We start from the raw sequence: 17,300 nt of genomic DNA, 5'->3' as shown, positions 1-17,300 counted from the left end.
GGGCGACATGGGCCAGGGCCCGCCTGGGCCGCGGCGGCCCACCCCTCGACCTCCTGGCGGCCCGCTTCGTGAAGCATGTTGGTAGCAGTTGGTCCAGACGCGGCCGGCCTGGATGGCCCGGCCCGCGCGGTACGCCGTGTTGATGTCACGCGTCCACACGCCCGCGCCCAGCCCGTACAGGGTGTCGTTGGCGACCTTGATGGCGTCGTCGAAGTCGTCGAAGGAGGTCACCGAGACCACCGGTCCGAAGATCTCCTCCTGGAAGATCCGCATACGGTTGTCGCCCTCGAAGATCGTCGGCTGGACGTAGTAGCCGCCCTTCAACTCACCGTCGTAGTCGATGCGTTCGCCACCGGTGAGCACCCGGGCACCCTCCTGCCGGCCGATGTCCAGGTAGGAGAGGATCTTCTCCAGCTGGTCGTTGGAGGCCTGGGCGCCGATCATCGTGTCGGTGTCCAGGGGGTGGCCGGGCTTGATCAGCTCGGTGCGGGCGACGGCCGCCTCGACGAACTCGGCGTAGTTGCCGCGCTGGACGAGCGCCCGGGACGGGCAGGTGCAGACCTCGCCCTGGTTGAGCGCGAACATGGTGAAGCCCTCGAGGGCCTTGTCGCGGAAGTCGTCGTCGTGCGCCCATACGTCGTCGAAGAAGATGTTGGGCGACTTGCCGCCGAGCTCCAGCGTGACCGGCTTGATGTTCTCCGAGGCGTACTGCATGATCAGCCGCCCCGTCGTGGTCTCGCCGGTGAACGCCACCTTCGCCACCCGAGGGCTGGACGCGAGCGGCTTGCCCGCCTCCACGCCGAAGCCGTTGACGATGTTCACCACACCCGGCGGCAGCAGGTCCGCGATCAGGCTCATCCAGTAGTGGATCGAGGCGGGGGTCTGCTCGGCCGGCTTGATGACGACCGCGTTGCCCGCGGCGAGCGCGGGGGCCAGCTTCCACACCGCCATCAGGATCGGGAAGTTCCACGGGATGATCTGCGCGACCACACCGAGCGGCTCATGGAAGTGGTACGCCACCGTGTCGTCGTCGAGCTCGCCGAGCGAGCCCTCCTGCGCGCGGATCGCCCCGGCGAAGTAGCGGAAGTGGTCGATGGCGAGAGGGATGTCGGCGGCGAGGGTCTCGCGCACCGGTTTGCCGTTCTCCCAGGTCTCGGCGACCGCCAGCTGCTCCAGGTTCGCCTCCATCCGGTCGGCGATCTTCAGGAGGATGTCGGAGCGCTCGGTGACGGAGGTACGGCCCCATCCGGGAGCGGCCGCGTGCGCCGCGTCGAGCGCCCGCTCCACGTCCTCCGCCGTGCCCCGCGCGATCTCCGTGAACGGCTGCCCGTTCACCGGCGACGGGTTCTCGAAGTACTGCCCCCGGGCCGGCGGCACGTACTCGCCGCCGATGAAGTGGTCGTAGCGCGCCTGGTAGGAGACGATCGCGCCCTCGGTACCGGGCGCCGCGTAACGGGTCATGCTCCTGTGCCTCCTTCAGCAGCGCTGCCCGCCGTTGGGCAGCTTCCGTGGGGAGGCTAGGGAGGCGGAGGTTGCAACTACGTTGCCGTCGGCGCCCCGGACCCGGACCGGCGCCAGGACGGTGTGGCCGCCGGGCGGCCATGGGGGCCGGTCCAGTCGGGCGGTGCCGCCAACTCCGACTCCAGCGCGGCCAGTCGGGCCCGAACGGCCGCCGTCGGCCGCAGCGTCGCCAGCGCCCGCCATATGTCGACGTCGTCCTCGCCCCACGGCGCGTGCGCCCAGTCGGCGAGCAGGTCCGGGTCGCGGCGGGTGAGCAGCGCCGTGCGGAGGCCGTCGGTGAGGCGGTGCCTGAGCCGCACCACCGCCGGGGCCTGTGATCCGGGCAGCACCGGGCCCGTGTACGCCGCCGCGGCTCCCGTGATCGCGCCGGTCTCCAACCGCCGCTCCACGACCGCGACATCGCACTCGACCGGGACGGTGAGCCGATAGGGCCGCGAGGGCAGCAGCCCCGGTCCCAGCACGCGCCGCAGCCTGGCCATCTCGGCCCGCAGCGTCACCGGGGTCACCGACTCGTCCTCGTACAGCGCGCACAGCAACTCGTCACCGCTCAGCCCCTCCGGATGCCGGGCCAGCAGCACCAGGATCTCGCTGTGCCGGCGGCTGAGCCTGATCCGCCGCCCCTCGACGACGAGTTGGGCCTCGTCACGGCCCAACGCCGACAGCTCCAGAGCGTCCTGGCCCGGCCGCTCCGGCACGAGCAGCGCCAACTGCGATTCGGCGGCCCGCGCGACCGCCTGTACGAACCCCAGGCTGTGCGGATGCGCCAGCCCGTCCCCGCCGGTGATGTCCACGGCCCCGAGCACCCGCCCGGTCCGTGGGTCGTGCACCGGTGCCGCCGCACAGGTCCACGGCTGCACCCGCCGGATGAAGTGCTCGGCCGCGAACACCTGCACGGGCCGGTCCACCGCGACCGCCGTCCCGGGCGCGTTGGTCCCCATCGCGGTCTCCGCCCACCGGGCACCCGGCACGAAGTTCATCAGGCCCGCCTTCCGCCGGGTCGTCGGATGCCCTTCGACCCACAGCAGCCTGCCGTTCGCGTCGCACACCGCGAGCAGATGCTCCCCGTCGGCGGCGAAGGTGCCCATCAGCTCCCGGAACAGCGGCATCACCCGAGCCAGCGGATGCTCGGCCCGGTAGGCGCCGAGGTCGCCGTCCATCAGATCCACGTCCGCCGTGCCGTCGGGCCCCACGCCGGCCCGTGCGGAACGCCGCCAGGACTCGGCCACCACCGAGCGCACCGGACGCGTCACCGTGCCCGCCTCGGTGAACGTCTCATGCGCGCTACGCAGCATCCGCGCGCGCTCGGCAGGGTCGGCCCCCGGTTCCAGGGCCACCCACGGATCGGTCAACGGGGCCTCCCCGAGAGGTGATGCGGCTGGGGACATCGTCACTCCGGGTACGCGTTCCGACAACCGTTTCGACCACGATCACCCGGACGAGGCCCCCGCCGACACCCGTCAGGCGAGGTCGACCAGCCTTATGTAGCGCGTCCAGTCCCAGTTGGGCCCGGGATCGGTGTGGTCCGTCCCCGGCACCTCGTAGTGCCCGATGATGTGCGCCCGGTCCTTCGTGATGCCGTACTTGGCGCAGATCGCCGCGGTGAGCTTGGCGGACTGCTCGTAAAGGGCGTCGGTGAAGTACTCGGGTCTGTCCACCCACCCCTCGTGCTCGATGCCGATGCTGCGCGTGTTGTAGTCCCAGTTCCCCGCGTGCCAGGCGACATCGGCCTCCCGGACGCACTGGGTCACGTGCCCGTCGGCCGAGCGCACCACATAGTGCGCGGACACCTGCTTCTTGGGGTTCTGGAAGATGGCGAGCGTGTCGGCGTACGTCTCCTGGGTGACGTGGATGACCACATAGTCGAGCGGATAGCTGTCGGGGCGGTCCGACGCCGTGTAGTTGGAGGTCGTCGCCGGCTGCCACTCGGCCGGCGGGTAGTCGGCGGACCGGGGCTGCGCGTCGGCCCGTGTGTCCGGCAGTAAGGCGTAGGGAAGGGCGGCCAGGGCGGCGCCCTTCAAGAACCGCCGCCTGGAGGTACCGGGTCCTGCTCGCTCCATCGAGCCGTGCCTTTCGGTAGGTGTACGGGGACGGGGCTGCTCATGGCCGCAGCGCCGCTGCGATCTCCCGCAGCCGCGCGTGCACCCCGCGGTGAGTCTCGCGCGCCGGCAGCCACTCCTTGCGGATCTTGGCCACACAGGTGTAGTTGGTGTCGCACACATTGGCCAGCGGCGACTCCACCGCCTGGGTCGCGAACTGGTACGCGTCCAGTTCGCTGAACCCGTAGTCACGTGCCAGCCACTGCACCAGGTCCAGCTGGGATATCCGGAACGCGTCCTCCAGCGGACGGGCCGAACCGGTCGAGATGATGTGTGTGTCCGACTCGATGCGCGGCCACGGAGTGGCGAGTCCCTTCAGCAGCTCGACGATCACCACGGTGTTCATCGCGCACTCGACCGCCACCCCGCATGTCTCGCCCTCGCCCTGCCGGGCATGTCCGTCGCCGAGGCTGAGCAGAGCGCCCTCCACGTTCACCCCGAGGTAGCAGGTGACGCCCGCCCGCATCTCGGGGGTGTCCATGTTGCCGCCGTGCGCGTCGGGCACCAGGGCGGAGCGGACCTCCAGGTTGGCGGGGGCCACGCCCACCGTGCCGTGCATCGGGTCGAGGGGCAGTTCGGCCTCGATGTCGCTGTCGTGTGCCCGGAACAGCGCCGTGCGCCGGGTCCGGTCGAGCTGCCAGATCCACACGGTCTCCGGCAGCGGCGGCTGCAGGGTCGCGGTGGTGTGGGTGGAGGTGAGCGCGCCGAACAGGGGGACCGTGGTCGACGCGGCCCAGTCGCGCGCCGGTTCGACGGACACGAAGTGCACCGCGACCGTGTCACCCGGCTCGGCCCCTTCGATGTGGAAGGGCCCGGTCTGCGGGTTGAGGAACGGGAACTCGCACACCTCGGACACCAGGTCCTTCTCCGACCGCACCCGGCCGGCGAAGCAGTCCTCGGTGTACAGGTCGAGGACGGTGCCGGGCGCGATGCGCGCCACGGGCGGGGCGCCGCCGAACGTCCAGGCGTACTCGCCCGGTTCGGGCCGGACGGTCAGGATGCGGGGGTCGCTCATGGGTGTGCTGCTCCGTTCTGCGAGGGACCGGTGAGGGCGGGCTCGTCCAGGTGGACCCGGGCGGTGTCGGCTATGCGCTCGGGGTGCCGGCGCACCAGCACGACCAGCACCACGAGCCCCGCGCCCATCCATATCCCGACGATGGGTCCCGCGTATGACACCGGTGCGGTCAGTTCGGTGACGAAGTCGAAGACGGGCAGGCCGGCCGCGGTCAGCAGCGCCGGAACGAACGCCACGGTGCCCAGGATCGGCAGCAGCAGATGCCGTACCGGCTTGAGCGACTCCCGTCCACGTCGCAGGAAGTAGCCCATGCAGGCGAGGTTCACGACGATGTAGACGCCGATCACGACCGTCACGATCACCGTGGCGAGCAGCAGGAACGCCGTCACCGGGTCGTAGCCCAGCCCGAGGCCCAGCACCGCGCCGACCGCGACCACGCTCTGCACGGCGATGCCCGGAACGGGGGAGCGGTACTTCGGGTGGAGGGTCGCGAAGAGGCCGGGCAGGACGCGGATACGGGCGAGGGCGAAGGCGGTCCGCGTCGAGACGTTGGCGCACGCGTTGGCGTTGGCGATGGTCGAGTTGACCACGGCCAGGAACACCAGCACCCAGAACAGACCGAACGACGCCCGGGCCACCCCCTCCCAGGACGCGTCGCCGGAGGCCCCGAACCTCGCGAACCGGTCCGGGCCGAAGTACACCGTCATGGCGTAGGTGGTGACGACGTAGAAGAGACCGATCGCGAGTGCCGCGCCGAGGACCGCGCGATGCATCGTCCGGCGTGGGTCCCTGGTCTCCTCCGCGAGCGGTGCCGCGGCCTCGAATCCGGCGAAGGCAAGCACCGTGTAGACCGATCCGGCGAACACCCCGCTGATCCCCTCGTAGCCGCCGGCCGTGTGCGAAGTCCCGAAGACCGAAAGGGTGTTGTGGCTTCCCGCCTTGGCGATCAGCCAGAGGGCGAACACCAGGAAGACGAGGATCTCGAAGACGCCGAGGACCGTGCCGAAGCGCGCCGAGGCCCGTACACCGAAGTATCCGGCGGCCGCGATGACCGCCGCGCCGGCGAGGGCCCACGGCCACCACAGGTCCGCCGGATACGAGGACCACTCCTGATGCAGCGTGCCGGCCGTCGTGAAGCCGAGTTGCAGGAGCAGCAGCGGTGGGACCAGCGCCTCCACGAAGACATAGGCCCAGCCGACGAGGAACCCCACGGCCGGATGCAGCCCCTGTGCCGCGTACGTGGCCACGGAACCGGCGGCCGGGAGCTCCCGGGCCAGTTCGGCCACGCTGGACGCGGTGAACAGACAGGCCACCAGCGCGATCAGCACCGCCAGCGGCAGGCTGCCGCCCGCGAAGGCGGCGCCCGACGGAATGGACGCGGCGACCGCCGCGGCCGGAGCCATGGCCGTGATGCTCTGGAACAACACCTCGCGCAACCCGATCGCGTCGCGCCTGAGACCCGTGCCCGCGGGACCGGCCTCCGCTTCCCCCGACATGTGAATCCCCCCAATCCACGCCGACTTGCGGGGCGCCCTCCGCCTCGACGGCCGCGCCTCGCGTGAATCACGGTACGGCGCTTGCGGGTTGGGCAGAAGAGCGTGGTGTGCTTCGGTGGACGACGGCGCGATTGTGGACAACTCGGCCACCCGGACGAGTGAGGACGACGGCGGGATCGACCTCTGTGCGCCGACCGGCACGGGGTGGCCCGCTCACGGGTCCGGCACCCTGGTGAAACATTTCGGGGCCCGTTCACCGATACTTGAGGAGGTGCGGTACGGGACGGAGCTTCTGCTGCCTCACGACAGGACACAGGACCTCCCCGAGGAAGGCTGCACACGGTGACGACCGCCGCATACCAGGGTGAACCCGGATCCAACTCGGCGACCGCCGCGCGCGCCCTGTACCCCGAGGCCGACGAACTGCCCTGCACGAGCTTCGAGCAGGCCCTGGACGCCGTGACTCTCGGCGCCGCCGACGTCGCCGTGATCCCGGTGGACAACTCGGCCGCCGGGCGCGTCGCGGACGTACACCATCTGCTGCCGGAGTCGGGGCTGTTCATCGTCGCCGAGTACTTCCTCGCCATCCGCTTCGACCTGATGGGGGTGCCCGGCGCGACGCTGGACCAGGTGGAGTGCGTACGCAGCCATGTCCACGCGCTGGGACAGTGCCGCAAGGTGCTGCGGGAGGGCGGCTGGCGCACGCTCGTCAGCGACGACACGGCCGGAGCGGCGCGCGAGGTGGCCGAACTGGGCGACCCGCGGCACGCCGCGCTCGCCCCGCCCGCCGCGGCCCGCCTCTACGGCCTCGACGTGCTGCGCACCGAGGTCGAGGACGACCCGGACAACACCACGCGCTTCGTCGTCCTCGCCAGGGACGCCGCCCTGGCCCCGTACACGGGGGAGCCGGTGATGACGAGCCTGTTCTTCTGTGTGCGCAACATCCCCAGCGCGCTGTACAAGGCGCTCGGCGGCTTCGCCAGCAGCGGTGTGAACCTCACCAAGATCGAGAGCTACCAGATGGGCGCCGGGCTCAACCCCAGCCGCTTCTACGTCGAGATCGAGGGCCATCCCGACGACGAGCGGGTCTCCCTCGCCCTCCACGAGCTGCGGTTCTTCTCCTCCGAGGTGCGCATCCTGGGGGTGTACCCCGCGCATCCGCACCGCCTGGGGAGCTGACCGGCCGCTCCCCTCTGTGCCTGACCACCTGTGCCTGACCGCGCTCGGTCCTGGCAGCTGTGGTGTCAGTGTGCCGTGGCCGCGGGCGCGGACTTCTTCCGTGCGCGGTAGGCGGCGGCCTTGATCCTGTTGCCGCAGGACTCCATGCCGCACCACTGGCGCCGCGTGCCCCGGGAGCGGTCGATGTAGACCCGTGTGCACTCCGGGTTGCCGCACTCCTTCATCAAGGGCACGTCCGGGCCGCTGAGCAGTTCCACGGCCTGTCGGGCGACGGTCGCGAGCGCCTGCTCCGGCGTCGCGTCGGTGTGCCGTCCGGCCGGGGTGAGCTGCGGCGTCACGGGGGGCTTGCGCGCGGCGGCGTTGACCACGGCCAGTGCCTCGCCGTCGAACTCCTCGTCGAGCCGGCGGTCCGTGACGAGGCGGTAAACGGCCTCGCGCACCGCCGTCGCCTCCCGGACGTCGTCCTCGGTGGCCGGTGCGATCGTGTCGACCAGCCCCGCCTCCACGTACCAGGCGTTCAGCCGCTCCGGTGTCACGAACATCTCGAACCGGGTCGAGCGCCGGGCCCTGAGCGTGGCCGCGAAGTCGAGGGCGGGGTGGCCGCAGACGAAGACATGGTCAAGGTTCACGTCACCATTCTGACAGGTGACTCCCGTCTGTCGCAACGAATTCGTCACCCGCCAAGCCGGTTACTTGCAGGGGCGTCACCTGCTTGACAGGTGACGGACTCGGGGGGAGGCTGAGCGTGGTCCCGACGACCGACGGGCCCGTCCGCACCGAGGAAGTGGAGGCTGGTCATGAAGCAGGAAGTCACCCCGGACGCCGCCGCGGCCGCACGGCACGCGCGCTTCGGCAGGCTGCCCGAGCGCATCCCGTTCGAGAACATGACCGAAGTGGTCGAGGCGGCGCCGAAGGACGCGGCGAGCGCCTCCGGCCAGGACACGGGCGCCTGGCGCACCTTTTCCTGCCTGGCCCTCGACCTGGGGCTGTAACACCCGCCACTGGCTGCCGAGCCGTAGGCCGACGACCTCGGTTCAGGGCGTGAGCGCGCCGCCGGACACCGCCGCCGGATCGTCGAGCACCGCCCGCACCACCGAGTGGGCCGCACCCAGCAGCGGCCCTTCCGGGCCTAGCCGCGACACGGTGACCGGGCAGGCGGGCCCCGCCGTCCGCCGGTCCAGCTCGGCCTCCAGCGACGGCAGCAGCCAGGGTGCGAGTCCGGCCAGCGCGCCGCCCAGCACCACGCTCTCGGGGTCCAGCAGGTTCACCGCGCCGGTCAGCGCGATACCGAGCGCCTCGCCGGCGTCGTGCAGGGCCCGTCGTACGTCCGCGTCGCCGTCCGCGGCCCGGCCCGCGAGCAGCCCCACCCTGTCCTCGCCCAGCTCGAGACCGGCCGCCCGCAGCACCGCCTCCTCACCGGCGTACTGCTCCAGACACCCCCGACCCCCGCACGGGCACGCGGGCCCGTCCGGACGCACCGGCACATGGCCCAGCTCGCCCGCGAAGCCGCGCGTCCCGCGCAGCAGCCCCCCGGCCACCACGACCGCCGCACCGATGCCGATCTCGGCCGACACATGAAGGAAGTCCCGTGGGGTGCTCTCGCCCAGCCAGAGTTCGGCGAGGGCGCCGAAGTTGGCCTCGTTGTCGACGATCGGCGGAGGGTCGGCGGGGAGCAGCGCGCCGAGGTCCGTGTCGTGCCAGCCGAGGTTCGGCGCGCTCACCACGGTGCGCGCGTCGCGCGCCACCAGGCCCGGCACGGCCACCGCGAGGCCCACGGGCCACAGTCCCTCGTGCTCGGCCTCGGCGACGACCCGGTGCACCAGCTCGGTGAGCTCGTCGAGCACCGGCTCGGGGGAGCGGCCCCGGTTGGTCCCGTGCCGCACGGCCCGGGCCCGCACCTGTCCCCGCAGGTCCACCGCGCACACCGCGAGATGGTCGACCCCCACCTCGGCGCCGATCCCGGCGGGGCCGTGCCCGCTGACGGCGAGGGCGGAGCCGGGGCGCCCCACCCGGCCGGGCCGCTCGGGGCCCAGCTCCTGGAGCAGCCCCGAGCGTATGAGCTCCTCGACGAGGGTCGACACCGCGGCCCGGGTCAGGCCGATCCGCGAGGCGACGGCGGCGCGGGAGAGCGGACCCTCGGCGCTGACGGTGTGCATCACCCGGGCCAGATTGCGCCGGCGCATGCCCTGCTGGGTGTCGGGCAGCGCCCGGCCCGGCCCGGCCGGGTGCGCCTCGTGCAGCGGTGCGGTCATGCCCCCGTCCTCAACGGCTCTCCGTGCTCCGCTCCAGCAGCGGGGCCGCGTCGGAGAGTACCCCGGCGATCCTGGCCAGCGTCTCCTCGTCCCGCTCCACGGCGTCCCGCACCGGGCCGGCGGCCGTGTTCCAGCGCCGGGCCACCGCGGCGGGGTCCTCGCCGGTCAGCAGGCCGGCCGCCTGTGCCGCGGCCCCGAGCGCGACCAGTTCCTTCGCCTCGGGCACCTGCACCGTACGGCCCGACAGCCGCCGTACGGTCTGCTGCCAGGCCGTCCCCCGGGCGCCCCCGCCGATCAGCAGCAGTGGTGCCGAACGGTCCGCGTCCTCGTCGAGGACCAGGTCGAGCGCGCCGAGCAGGGAGTGCACGGCACCGTCGTAGGCGGCCTGGAGCAGCTGGCCGGCGGTGGTGTCGTGGCGCAGACCGTGCAGCAGACCCGAGGCACCGGGCAGGTTGGGGGTGCGCTCGCCGTCCAGGTAGGGCAGGAGGGTGACGGCCTTGCCGGGCTCCACCGCCTCGCGGTCCAGGCCCAGCAGGGCGGCGACACGGTCGACGGCGAGCGTGCAGTTCAGGGTGCAGGCCAGCGGCAGCCAGTCGCCGTGCGCGTCGGCGAAGCCCGCCACCGTGCCGGTCGGATCGGCGGGACGGCGCTTGGAGACGGCGTACACCGTGCCCGAGGTGCCGAGGCTCAGCACCGGCGTTCCGGGCCGCAGACCGAGCCCCAGCGCCGCGGCCGCGTTGTCGCCCGTCCCCGGTGCGACCAGGGTGCCCTTGGAGAACGGCAGGTCGTGACTGTCCCGCACGGTGCCCGCGACCTCACCCGGGCGGACCACGCGGGGCAGCAGCGACGGGTCGAGGCCGACGTGCGTGAGGGTCTCCTCGTCGTACGACTCCGTCCCGGACGCCCACCAGCCCGTCCCCGAGACGTCGCCCCGGTCGGTCGTGCCCTGGCCCGTCAGCCGCTCGGTGAGGTAGTCGTGGGGCAGGCGCACCGCCCTGGTCGCGCGGACCGCCTCCGGCTCGTTCTCGGCGAGCCAGGCCCACTTCGTGACCGTGAAGGACGGGCCCGGCACACTGCCGGTCCGCTCCGCCCAGGCCTTCGGACCGCCCAGCTCCTCGATCAGCCGGCGGGCCTGAGGTGCCGAGCGCACGTCGTTCCACAGCAGCGCCGGACGCACCGGCTCGCCCCGCTCGTCCAGCGTGACCAGGCCGTGCTGCTGCCCCCCGATCGACACCGCGGCGGCCTCATGCGCTGCGTCGCCGCACTGGCGCAGCGCCTCGCACAGCGCGTCCCACCACTGGCGTGGATCGCTCTCGCGGCCGGCCCCCGAGGAGACCGTGTGCGGAGCCTGGCCGCTCGCGACGACCCGGCCGGTGGACACGTCGACGACCAGCGCCTTGGTGGACTGGGTGGACGTGTCCACGCCGACGACGAGCGGACCCTCGGCTGCTGACATCGGGCTCTCCTTTTTTCCGCGGCTCATCTTGTCCCTTCCCAGGGACGCGCCTGCATACTAATTTGTAAACGGCCATGACGAAATAGTCGTGAGCAAGCATCGTCACCACCGTCGCCACGAGCGTCGTCACCAGAGCAAGGAGCCGCGGCATGACTTACCAGCCCACCCCCGAGGACAGGTTCACCTTCGGACTGTGGACCGTCGGCTGGCAGGGAAGGGACCCGTTCGGCGACGCCACGCGCCGTGCCCTCGACCCGGTCGAGACGGTGCAGCGCCTGAGCGAGCTGGGCGCCTACGGCGTCACCTTCCACGACGACGACCTGATCCCCTTCGGGTCCTCCGACAGCGAGCGCGAGGAGCACATCAAGCGCTTCCGCCAGGCCCTCGACACGACCGGCATGACCGTGCCGATGGCCACCACCAACCTCTTCACGCACCCCGTCTTCAAGGACGGCGCGTTCACCGCGAACGACCGCGACGTGCGCCGCTACGCCCTGCGCAAGACCATCCGCAACATCGACCTCGCGGTCGAGCTGGGGGCCAGGACCTACGTGGCCTGGGGCGGCCGTGAGGGCGCCGAGTCCGGCGCCGCCAAGGACGTACGCGTCGCGCTCGACCGTATGAAGGAGGCCTTCGACCTCCTCGGCGAGTACGTGACCTCCCAGGGCTACGACCTGAAGTTCGCCATCGAGCCCAAGCCGAACGAGCCGCGCGGCGACATCCTTCTGCCCACCGTCGGCCACGCGCTCGCGTTCATCGAGCGCCTGGAGCGCCCCGAGCTCTACGGCGTCAACCCCGAGGTCGGCCACGAGCAGATGGCCGGGCTGAACTTCCCGCACGGCATCGCCCAGGCGCTGTGGGCGGGCAAGCTCTTCCACATCGACCTCAACGGCCAGTCCGGCATCAAGTACGACCAGGACCTGCGCTTCGGCGCCGGCGACCTGCGTGCCGCGTTCTGGCTGGTCGACCTCCTGGAGAGCGCCGGATACGCGGGCCCGAAGCACTTCGACTTCAAGCCGCCGCGGACCGAGGACCTGGACGGCGTGTGGGCGTCGGCCGCCGGCTGCATGCGCAACTACCTCATCCTCAAGGAGCGCGCGGCCGCCTTCCGCGCCGACCCGGAGGTGCAGGAGGCCCTGCGTGCCTCGCGTCTGGACCAGCTCGCCCAGCAGACCGCGGCGGACGGCCTCGAAGCCCTGCTGGCGGACCGCAGCGCCTTCGAGGAGTTCGACCCCGAGTCGGCCGCCGCACGGGGCATGGCCTTCGAGCAGCTCGACCAGTTGGCGATGGACCACCTCCTGGGCGCGCGCGGCTGACGTCACGGGCACGCGCGCGTGCCTGATCCGTCCCCGGGCGGAACGCTGCCCTCCCCGCACGGAATGCCTCGGAATCGTACGGTCCGTGGCATGGGGCCGTATCAACTCCCGTGCGGGGCTCGCGGCATGTCCGCCGCGCGGCGATTCTGGACGGTATGGCCATGCCGCCCGTACCGCCGCAGCCGCCCGGACCGCCGGATGACACACCGCCTCGGGGCGGAGGTTTCGGACCACCGCCTCCCGGCGGGTACGGCCCCCCGCCGCGAGGCGACGAGCCGACCGTCCACGGTGGTTGGCAGCCGCAGCCGCAGCCGCAGCCGCAGCCGCCGCAGCCGTCCAGGAGGAGGCGGTGGCACATTCTCTCCGTCCTCTTCGCCGGCTTCGCGGCGGTCGCCGTCGTGGTGTGGGCCTCCGGCAGCCATGACTCCACCGACAAGAAGCCGGCACCCGAGAGCAGCGCGAGCGCGAGCCCCTCGTCGTCGCCGCCGGGCATCCCGACCGAACTGCCCAGCAGACTGCCCTCGAAGCTGCCCACGAGGCTTCCGAGCGAGATCCCCAGCGAGGTCCCGAGCGACATCGCGTCGTTGATCCCGTCGTTGGGCGGTGTCGACCTGCCGTGACGACACGCGATCAGATGCCGCGCGGCAGCCTCACGTAGGTCACCGTCGTCTCGATGCCGCTGTCGACCAGCCGGCCCCGCGCGTCGAAGGCGCCCGCGCCGTCGGTCATCCCGAAGTCGTGGTCGTTGATCAGGGCGAGCGTGTCGTGGTCCACGCGGCGACGCCCTCGATCTTCCCGGGCACACCGGCGACCTTGCCCAGATCGACGACCAGCTTCTTGCCGAGCACCGGTACGCCCGCTGCCGTGGGGTCGGCGGGCTGCTCCAGGGAGGGCGAGGTCGTGTCGTCGTCGTAGGGGCCACCGAGGATGTTCGCGTCCCGCCCCAGCCTGACCGTCTGCAGCCGCGCGGCCTTGTCGGTGCGCTCCTCGACCAGCACCCGGTCGCCGCCGACGGCGACCACCGACGAGATCTTCCCTGTACTCGGGTCGGCGGAGCCCCGACGGGCCGCGGTCAGGGGCTCTCGTCACCGGATGCCGACTCCAGCACGGCCCAGGCCGTGGCCGGATCCTTGGCCGCCGGACCGGCAGGGGTCCACCGGCCCCGCTCCTCGCGGTACGGCCACCAGCGTCCGTCTCGTCCCAGACGCAGCTGAGCCGCCGAACCGACGGCCGTCCAGCGGTTGGCATCGGATCGCAGGATCGGCCGCTCCTCCCCGTCCCAGGCCGTTTCCAGGGCGGCACGCGCGCGGGCCAGCGTTTCGCCCGCGACGGCCCACTCCTCCTCCAGGACGCTCAGCAACGCGCGAAGCAGTTGCTCGGGGTCGGGCAGTCGCGGCGGTTCGATGCCGGGCACCGGTGTGGCGTGGGCCTCGGGCGGCATCGCGGCGGCCAGTGCGCGGATCCGGTCGACGTCCCTCGGGGACAGCGGGCCGATCCGCCAGGAGTCGTGATCGCGGGGGGAGAGGCCGGGCAGCAGCAGTCCCCGAGCGACCAGTTGCAGGGCGAGCACGGCGGCCGCACCCCAGAACACCGTCCCCCGGTGGCCCCCTGCGTCGGAACGCGCGCGTGCGAGGACCGGGAGCGCCGCTCGCACCGGCAGCAGTACGGCGGGCACATCGACCACCATCACGCCCTCAGCGCCGGGCAGGGCCGCGGTCAGGTCACCGGCGGACCCGGCCGCGACCGGGGGAGGTGTGGTGCCGTCGGGCCGCCAGAAGGCGACGGTGCCGCGCCGCGCCGGGTCACCGGGCACGAAGACGGCGCAGCAGCGGGCCAGTTCGGAGATCTCGGACGATGATGCCGCAGGGAACCTCTGCACAGCGATCCCGCACTCCTCAAATTTGACCACTGAGATCGGAGCCGCCGAGGGTACAGCACCGCGGCGAGGCGGCCGACCCGCCCCGGCCCCCACAGGACGCGCCCCCGCTCCGGGGGTGTTGCCATCCCCCCTGTGCGCCACGGGCTTGCCCCCGCCCTGACACGGGGGGTGCCGTCATGGTCGCGACAGGTGATCGGCTCGTACGTTTGCTGAGGTCAGCCCGTTGCCGAAGAGCCGGAGACCGGACATGCCCGAGCCCACCACAGCCGTCGCGGAAGTGGTCCGCCCACCCCGCGACGCACCGCCCGCCAAGAGCGACTTCGCGCACCTGCTGCGCACGGTCAAAGGTCAGGGTCTCCTGGATCGACGCCGCACCTGGTACACGCTCACCATCGCCGCCAACGCGCTCGCCCTGGCCGGCGTGGTCACGGGCGTCGCCCTCACCGGCGGCTCCTGGTGGTGCCTGCTCCTGGCTCCGCTGCTCGCCGTGTTCTCCGCCCGCACCGCCTTCATAGGGCATGACGCCGGGCACTCCCAGATCACCGGCGGTCGGAGGGCCGCTCGCGTCGTCGGGCTGATCCACGGCAACCTGCTCCTGGGGATGAGCTACGCCTGGTGGAACGACAAGCACAACCGCCACCACGCCAACCCCAACCACATCGACAAGGACCCGGACGTCGTCGCCGACATCCTGGTGTTCACCGGCGCCCAGGCCGCGCACAGGTCCGGCTTCCGGGGATGGCTGACCCGCAACCAGGCCTGGCTCTTCTTCCCGCTCACCCTGCTCGAAGGCGTCGCCCTGAAGATCCACGGCTTCCTGGGCCTGCGGCGCCTGCCGGTCCGGCAGCGCGTGGTGGAGGGCGGCCTGCTGGTGACCCACGCGACCGCCTACACGACGCTGCTGCTCGCGTCCATGTCGCCGGGGCGGGCGCTGGCGTTCGCCGCCCTGCACCAGGCGCTCTTCGGCCTGCACCTGGGACTGGCCTTCGCCCCCAACCACAAGGGCATGGAGATGCCCGACCCGGACGGCGAGCGGTGGGACCATCTTCGGCGGCAGGTGCTCACCTCGCGCAACATCCGGGGCGGCCCTCTGGTGGACTGGTTCCTCGGCGGGCTCAACTACCAGATCGAGCACCATCTGTTCCCGAGCATGCCCCGCCCGCATCTGCGGCTCGCCCGACCCCTGGTGCGGTCCCACTGCCGGGAGTTGGGTATTCCCTACACGGAGACCGGACTCGTCGACTCGTACCGGCAGGCCTTGAGCCATCTGCACGAGGTGGGCGAGCCTCTCAGGGCGTGAGGATCCTGGGATCTCAGGGACGCTTCGGGGTCGCGGCTCAGGGTCCTCTCAGGGTCGCGGCGCGGAACTGCGGGAGGCGCGGGTCCGTTTTCAGGACAGAGAGCGGCAGTGGCCGCGAAGGAGGCGACACAGATGTCGAACAACGCGAAGATCGCCATAGGGGGTGTGGCGATCGGGCTCTTCCTGTGGATCTGGCTGCCCTTCTGGGCCGTGGTCCTGATCGTCCTGGGAGTCCCGACCGCCGCATATCTGACGCTGGACCCCTCCCAGCGGCGCAGGTTGCGCCGTATCACCCGCAAGGAGCTCGGCCGCTGAGACACCGGCGGGGGAGCGGCCCGGTCGGCTCACGTCGGCCGACCGGGCAGGGCGTGCCGCACCGGCCCGAGCCGCAGGCGGCTCAGCTGGGGCGTACCGCCATCTTGTCGAGCGCCTCCAGTAGGCCCGGCAGCTCCGGACCCCGGCCCACCGGGAGCACCTCGCCGGGCTCGGCGTCCAGCAGCACGAAGGCGATGTCGTCGGTCCTGGCCACGAGTGACCAGCCGGGACCGTCCGCGCGCAGGGTGCGCGCGTCGCCCGGGGCGAAGGACGACCGGACCCGGCCCAGCGGCGGCGGCGAGTCCACGTAGGCGCGCGCCTCGGCGAGCACCCGCCGGATCCCGCTGTGACCCGGGCGTCCGGCCTTCTCGCCGCTCTCGTCGCCCTCGTCGGTCAAGTCCTGATCGCCCTGATCGCCCGGAGCGGCCTTGACGGCCTCCTTCTCCGCGTCCTCGGCGGTCGCCGAGGACCCGTCGGTGCTCGCGAACGACGCGTCGTCGATCTGTTCCCGCCACACCGCCCACTGGAGCGCGATCTCGTCGGCGCCGAGGCGCCGTTGCGCCGGCCCCCAGATCGTGGTGTCCGGCGGTGCCAGCGCGGGGTACTCCGAGACCTCGGGGTCGGGATCGTGCGGCGCGGGCACCCCGGGAGCCGCGACGGCCACCGCGAGGGGCCACCCCGGCAGGGCGGCCACGACCGAGCGCTCGTCGGGCGAGAGGTCGTACTCCATCCCGCAGTCCCACGACGCGATGGCGACGGCGACCAGCGAGACGTCGTCGACCACGACCGTCCACCGGGCGCCCTCGCCGTCCTGGCCGATCACCAGGCCGTATCCGTCGGCGAGCGGCGCGAGGCCGAGCGCCGCGCAGGCCTCCGGATAGTCGTCGCCCAGCACGCTCGGAAACTTCGCCGGCGTCAGCAGTACCGCCGTGAGCACATAGAGCGCGTCGTCCGCGGCGGCGACGGCGCCCTCGTCCGTCCCGGCCATCCCAGCCTCCCCATCGTTCTGTCCAACGGCGCGCACCCTAGTGCGAGCGGAAGGCGCTTGTCACGATGCGCAAGCACACCCGGAGCTGCAGTTTTCCGGGTGGACGGGGCGAATCGACCGCCGACCGGTCCGCATGTCGGGCCGCCGGGACCCCGAATGTCAGGCCGCCGGGAGCCCGAGCAGCGTACGCGCCACGGCCCGCGGCGACTCGTCGCGCTCGCGCGCGAGCGCGATCACCGCACGGCACGCCAGCTCGTTGACCCCGAAGGACAGCGCCTCCGGGGACACCCAGCCGGCCGCCTCGTCGATCCGTTCCTGGTCGTCCTCCGCGCAGGCCGAGACATATGCGGCGGCGGCTTCGAAAAGATTGTGTGTACGTTTGTCCCGGCCGTCGTTCAGGTCCGCCCGGACGGCGTTGAGGAATCTGACACAGGACTTGCGCACCCTGCCCAACACGCTGACCACCTTCCCCCTGTGTGGCTGCCAT

General features: G+C 72.1%; 16 protein-coding genes and 2 pseudogenes. 6 read left to right on the top strand and 12 right to left on the bottom strand.

Annotation, left to right across the window (positions count from 1 at the left end):
• From ABZT17_RS07240 to ABZT17_RS07220, 5 genes are all read right to left on the bottom strand, one after another.
• The coding region (locus ABZT17_RS07240; protein ID WP_356344808.1) for an aldehyde dehydrogenase family protein at positions 1-1,461 on the bottom strand (1,461 nt) is incomplete at its 3' end.
• A 77-nt stretch (positions 1,462-1,538) separates the two neighbouring features.
• Positions 1,539-2,870, bottom strand: coding sequence for a GAF domain-containing protein (locus tag ABZT17_RS07235; RefSeq protein WP_356344804.1), 1,332 nt, complete (start codon positions 2,868-2,870; stop codon positions 1,539-1,541).
• A 108-nt stretch (positions 2,871-2,978) separates the two neighbouring features.
• Positions 2,979-3,578 (bottom strand): N-acetylmuramoyl-L-alanine amidase, encoded by a 600-nt coding sequence (locus ABZT17_RS07230; protein ID WP_356344802.1) that lies wholly within the window; start codon positions 3,576-3,578, stop codon positions 2,979-2,981.
• A gap of 40 nt (positions 3,579-3,618) precedes the next feature.
• Entirely contained in the window at positions 3,619-4,632 is a 1,014-nt protein-coding gene (locus ABZT17_RS07225) for an acetamidase/formamidase family protein (RefSeq protein WP_356344799.1), read from the bottom strand.
• On the bottom strand, positions 4,629-6,128 hold the full coding sequence (locus ABZT17_RS07220; protein ID WP_356344796.1) for an APC family permease: 1,500 nt from the start codon (positions 6,126-6,128) through the stop codon (positions 4,629-4,631). Before ABZT17_RS07220 ends, ABZT17_RS07225 begins: the two co-directional genes overlap by 4 nt.
• Before the next feature lie 342 nt (positions 6,129-6,470).
• Between ABZT17_RS07220 and ABZT17_RS07215 the strand changes: the two genes are divergently transcribed.
• Positions 6,471-7,307, top strand: coding sequence for a prephenate dehydratase (locus ABZT17_RS07215; RefSeq protein ID WP_356344794.1), 837 nt, complete (start codon positions 6,471-6,473; stop codon positions 7,305-7,307).
• A 65-nt stretch (positions 7,308-7,372) separates the two neighbouring features.
• Here ABZT17_RS07215 and ABZT17_RS07210 read toward each other — a convergent pair whose 3' ends face one another.
• Complete coding sequence (locus tag ABZT17_RS07210) at positions 7,373-7,936, bottom strand: CGNR zinc finger domain-containing protein (protein ID WP_356344791.1); 564 nt, start codon at positions 7,934-7,936, stop codon at positions 7,373-7,375.
• Between the two features lie 168 nt (positions 7,937-8,104).
• Here ABZT17_RS07210 and ABZT17_RS07205 point away from each other — a divergent pair, with 168 nt between their 5' ends.
• The gene (locus ABZT17_RS07205) at positions 8,105-8,299 is read left to right on the top strand and encodes a hypothetical protein (RefSeq protein ID WP_356344789.1); all 195 of its coding nucleotides are present in this window, start codon (positions 8,105-8,107) and stop codon (positions 8,297-8,299) included.
• Between the two features lie 42 nt (positions 8,300-8,341).
• On the opposite strand, the gene ABZT17_RS07200 is transcribed toward ABZT17_RS07205, so the two are convergent.
• Together ABZT17_RS07200 and xylB are read right to left on the bottom strand one after the other, a co-directional pair.
• Positions 8,342-9,559: an ROK family transcriptional regulator gene (locus ABZT17_RS07200; RefSeq protein ID WP_356344787.1), complete on the bottom strand. Its 1,218-nt coding sequence runs from the start codon at positions 9,557-9,559 to the stop codon at positions 8,342-8,344.
• A 10-nt stretch (positions 9,560-9,569) separates the two neighbouring features.
• Positions 9,570-11,015, bottom strand: coding sequence for a xylulokinase (xylB, locus tag ABZT17_RS07195; RefSeq protein ID WP_356344784.1), 1,446 nt, complete (start codon positions 11,013-11,015; stop codon positions 9,570-9,572).
• A 149-nt stretch (positions 11,016-11,164) separates the two neighbouring features.
• On the opposite strand from xylB, the gene xylA reads away from it, so the two are divergent.
• Together xylA and ABZT17_RS07185 are read left to right on the top strand one after the other, a co-directional pair.
• Complete coding sequence (gene xylA / locus ABZT17_RS07190; RefSeq protein ID WP_356344782.1) at positions 11,165-12,331, top strand: xylose isomerase; 1,167 nt, start codon at positions 11,165-11,167, stop codon at positions 12,329-12,331.
• Between the two features lie 155 nt (positions 12,332-12,486).
• Entirely contained in the window at positions 12,487-12,951 is a 465-nt protein-coding gene (locus ABZT17_RS07185) for a hypothetical protein (protein ID WP_356344779.1), read from the top strand.
• A gap of 10 nt (positions 12,952-12,961) precedes the next feature.
• Here the strand turns inward: ABZT17_RS07185 and ABZT17_RS07180 are convergent.
• Positions 12,962-13,365, bottom strand: a pseudogene (locus ABZT17_RS07180) (esterase-like activity of phytase family protein); the annotation flags it as partial.
• Positions 13,366-13,685: 320 nt separating this feature from the next.
• A pseudogene (locus ABZT17_RS07175) lies at positions 13,686-14,210 on the bottom strand (ATP-dependent helicase); the annotation flags it as partial.
• A gap of 247 nt (positions 14,211-14,457) precedes the next feature.
• On the opposite strand from ABZT17_RS07175, the gene ABZT17_RS07170 reads away from it, so the two are divergent.
• Positions 14,458-15,510, top strand: a complete 1,053-nt coding sequence (locus ABZT17_RS07170) for an acyl-CoA desaturase (protein WP_356344777.1) — start codon at positions 14,458-14,460, stop codon at positions 15,508-15,510.
• Between the two features lie 132 nt (positions 15,511-15,642).
• Positions 15,643-15,825, top strand: a complete 183-nt coding sequence (locus tag ABZT17_RS07165) for a hypothetical protein (RefSeq protein ID WP_356344775.1) — start codon at positions 15,643-15,645, stop codon at positions 15,823-15,825.
• 82 nt (positions 15,826-15,907) lie between these two features.
• Here ABZT17_RS07165 and ABZT17_RS07160 read toward each other — a convergent pair whose 3' ends face one another.
• Both ABZT17_RS07160 and ABZT17_RS07155 read right to left on the bottom strand, forming a co-directional pair.
• Positions 15,908-16,813 (bottom strand): hypothetical protein, encoded by a 906-nt coding sequence (locus tag ABZT17_RS07160; RefSeq protein WP_356344773.1) that lies wholly within the window; start codon positions 16,811-16,813, stop codon positions 15,908-15,910.
• A 159-nt stretch (positions 16,814-16,972) separates the two neighbouring features.
• On the bottom strand, positions 16,973-17,269 hold the full coding sequence (locus tag ABZT17_RS07155; protein ID WP_356344771.1) for a hypothetical protein: 297 nt from the start codon (positions 17,267-17,269) through the stop codon (positions 16,973-16,975).
• Between the last annotated feature and the right edge of the window lie 31 nt (positions 17,270-17,300).

The sequence above is a fragment of the Streptomyces sp. NPDC005648 genome (assembly GCF_040605395.1).
Classification (GTDB): domain Bacteria; phylum Actinomycetota; class Actinomycetes; order Streptomycetales; family Streptomycetaceae; genus Streptomyces.
This window is presented reverse-complemented; position numbering and strand designations above follow the sequence as displayed.

What these genes read in the sequence shown, in the direction of transcription:
- ABZT17_RS07230 (WP_356344802.1), bottom strand. Translation starts at nt 3,578, where the DNA reads ATGGAGCGAGCAGGACCCGGTACCTCCAGGCGGCGGTTCTTGAAGGGC.
- ABZT17_RS07225 (WP_356344799.1), bottom strand. Translation starts at nt 4,632, where the DNA reads ATGAGCGACCCCCGCATCCTGACCGTCCGGCCCGAACCGGGCGAGTAC.
- ABZT17_RS07220 (WP_356344796.1), bottom strand. Translation starts at nt 6,128, where the DNA reads ATGTCGGGGGAAGCGGAGGCCGGTCCCGCGGGCACGGGTCTCAGGCGC.
- ABZT17_RS07205 (WP_356344789.1), top strand. Translation starts at nt 8,105, where the DNA reads ATGAAGCAGGAAGTCACCCCGGACGCCGCCGCGGCCGCACGGCACGCG.
- ABZT17_RS07200 (WP_356344787.1), bottom strand. Translation starts at nt 9,559, where the DNA reads ATGACCGCACCGCTGCACGAGGCGCACCCGGCCGGGCCGGGCCGGGCG.
- xylB (WP_356344784.1), bottom strand. Translation starts at nt 11,015, where the DNA reads ATGTCAGCAGCCGAGGGTCCGCTCGTCGTCGGCGTGGACACGTCCACC.
- xylA (WP_356344782.1), top strand. Translation starts at nt 11,165, where the DNA reads ATGACTTACCAGCCCACCCCCGAGGACAGGTTCACCTTCGGACTGTGG.
- ABZT17_RS07185 (WP_356344779.1), top strand. Translation starts at nt 12,487, where the DNA reads ATGGCCATGCCGCCCGTACCGCCGCAGCCGCCCGGACCGCCGGATGAC.
- ABZT17_RS07170 (WP_356344777.1), top strand. Translation starts at nt 14,458, where the DNA reads ATGCCCGAGCCCACCACAGCCGTCGCGGAAGTGGTCCGCCCACCCCGC.
- ABZT17_RS07165 (WP_356344775.1), top strand. Translation starts at nt 15,643, where the DNA reads ATGTCGAACAACGCGAAGATCGCCATAGGGGGTGTGGCGATCGGGCTC.
- ABZT17_RS07160 (WP_356344773.1), bottom strand. Translation starts at nt 16,813, where the DNA reads ATGGCCGGGACGGACGAGGGCGCCGTCGCCGCCGCGGACGACGCGCTC.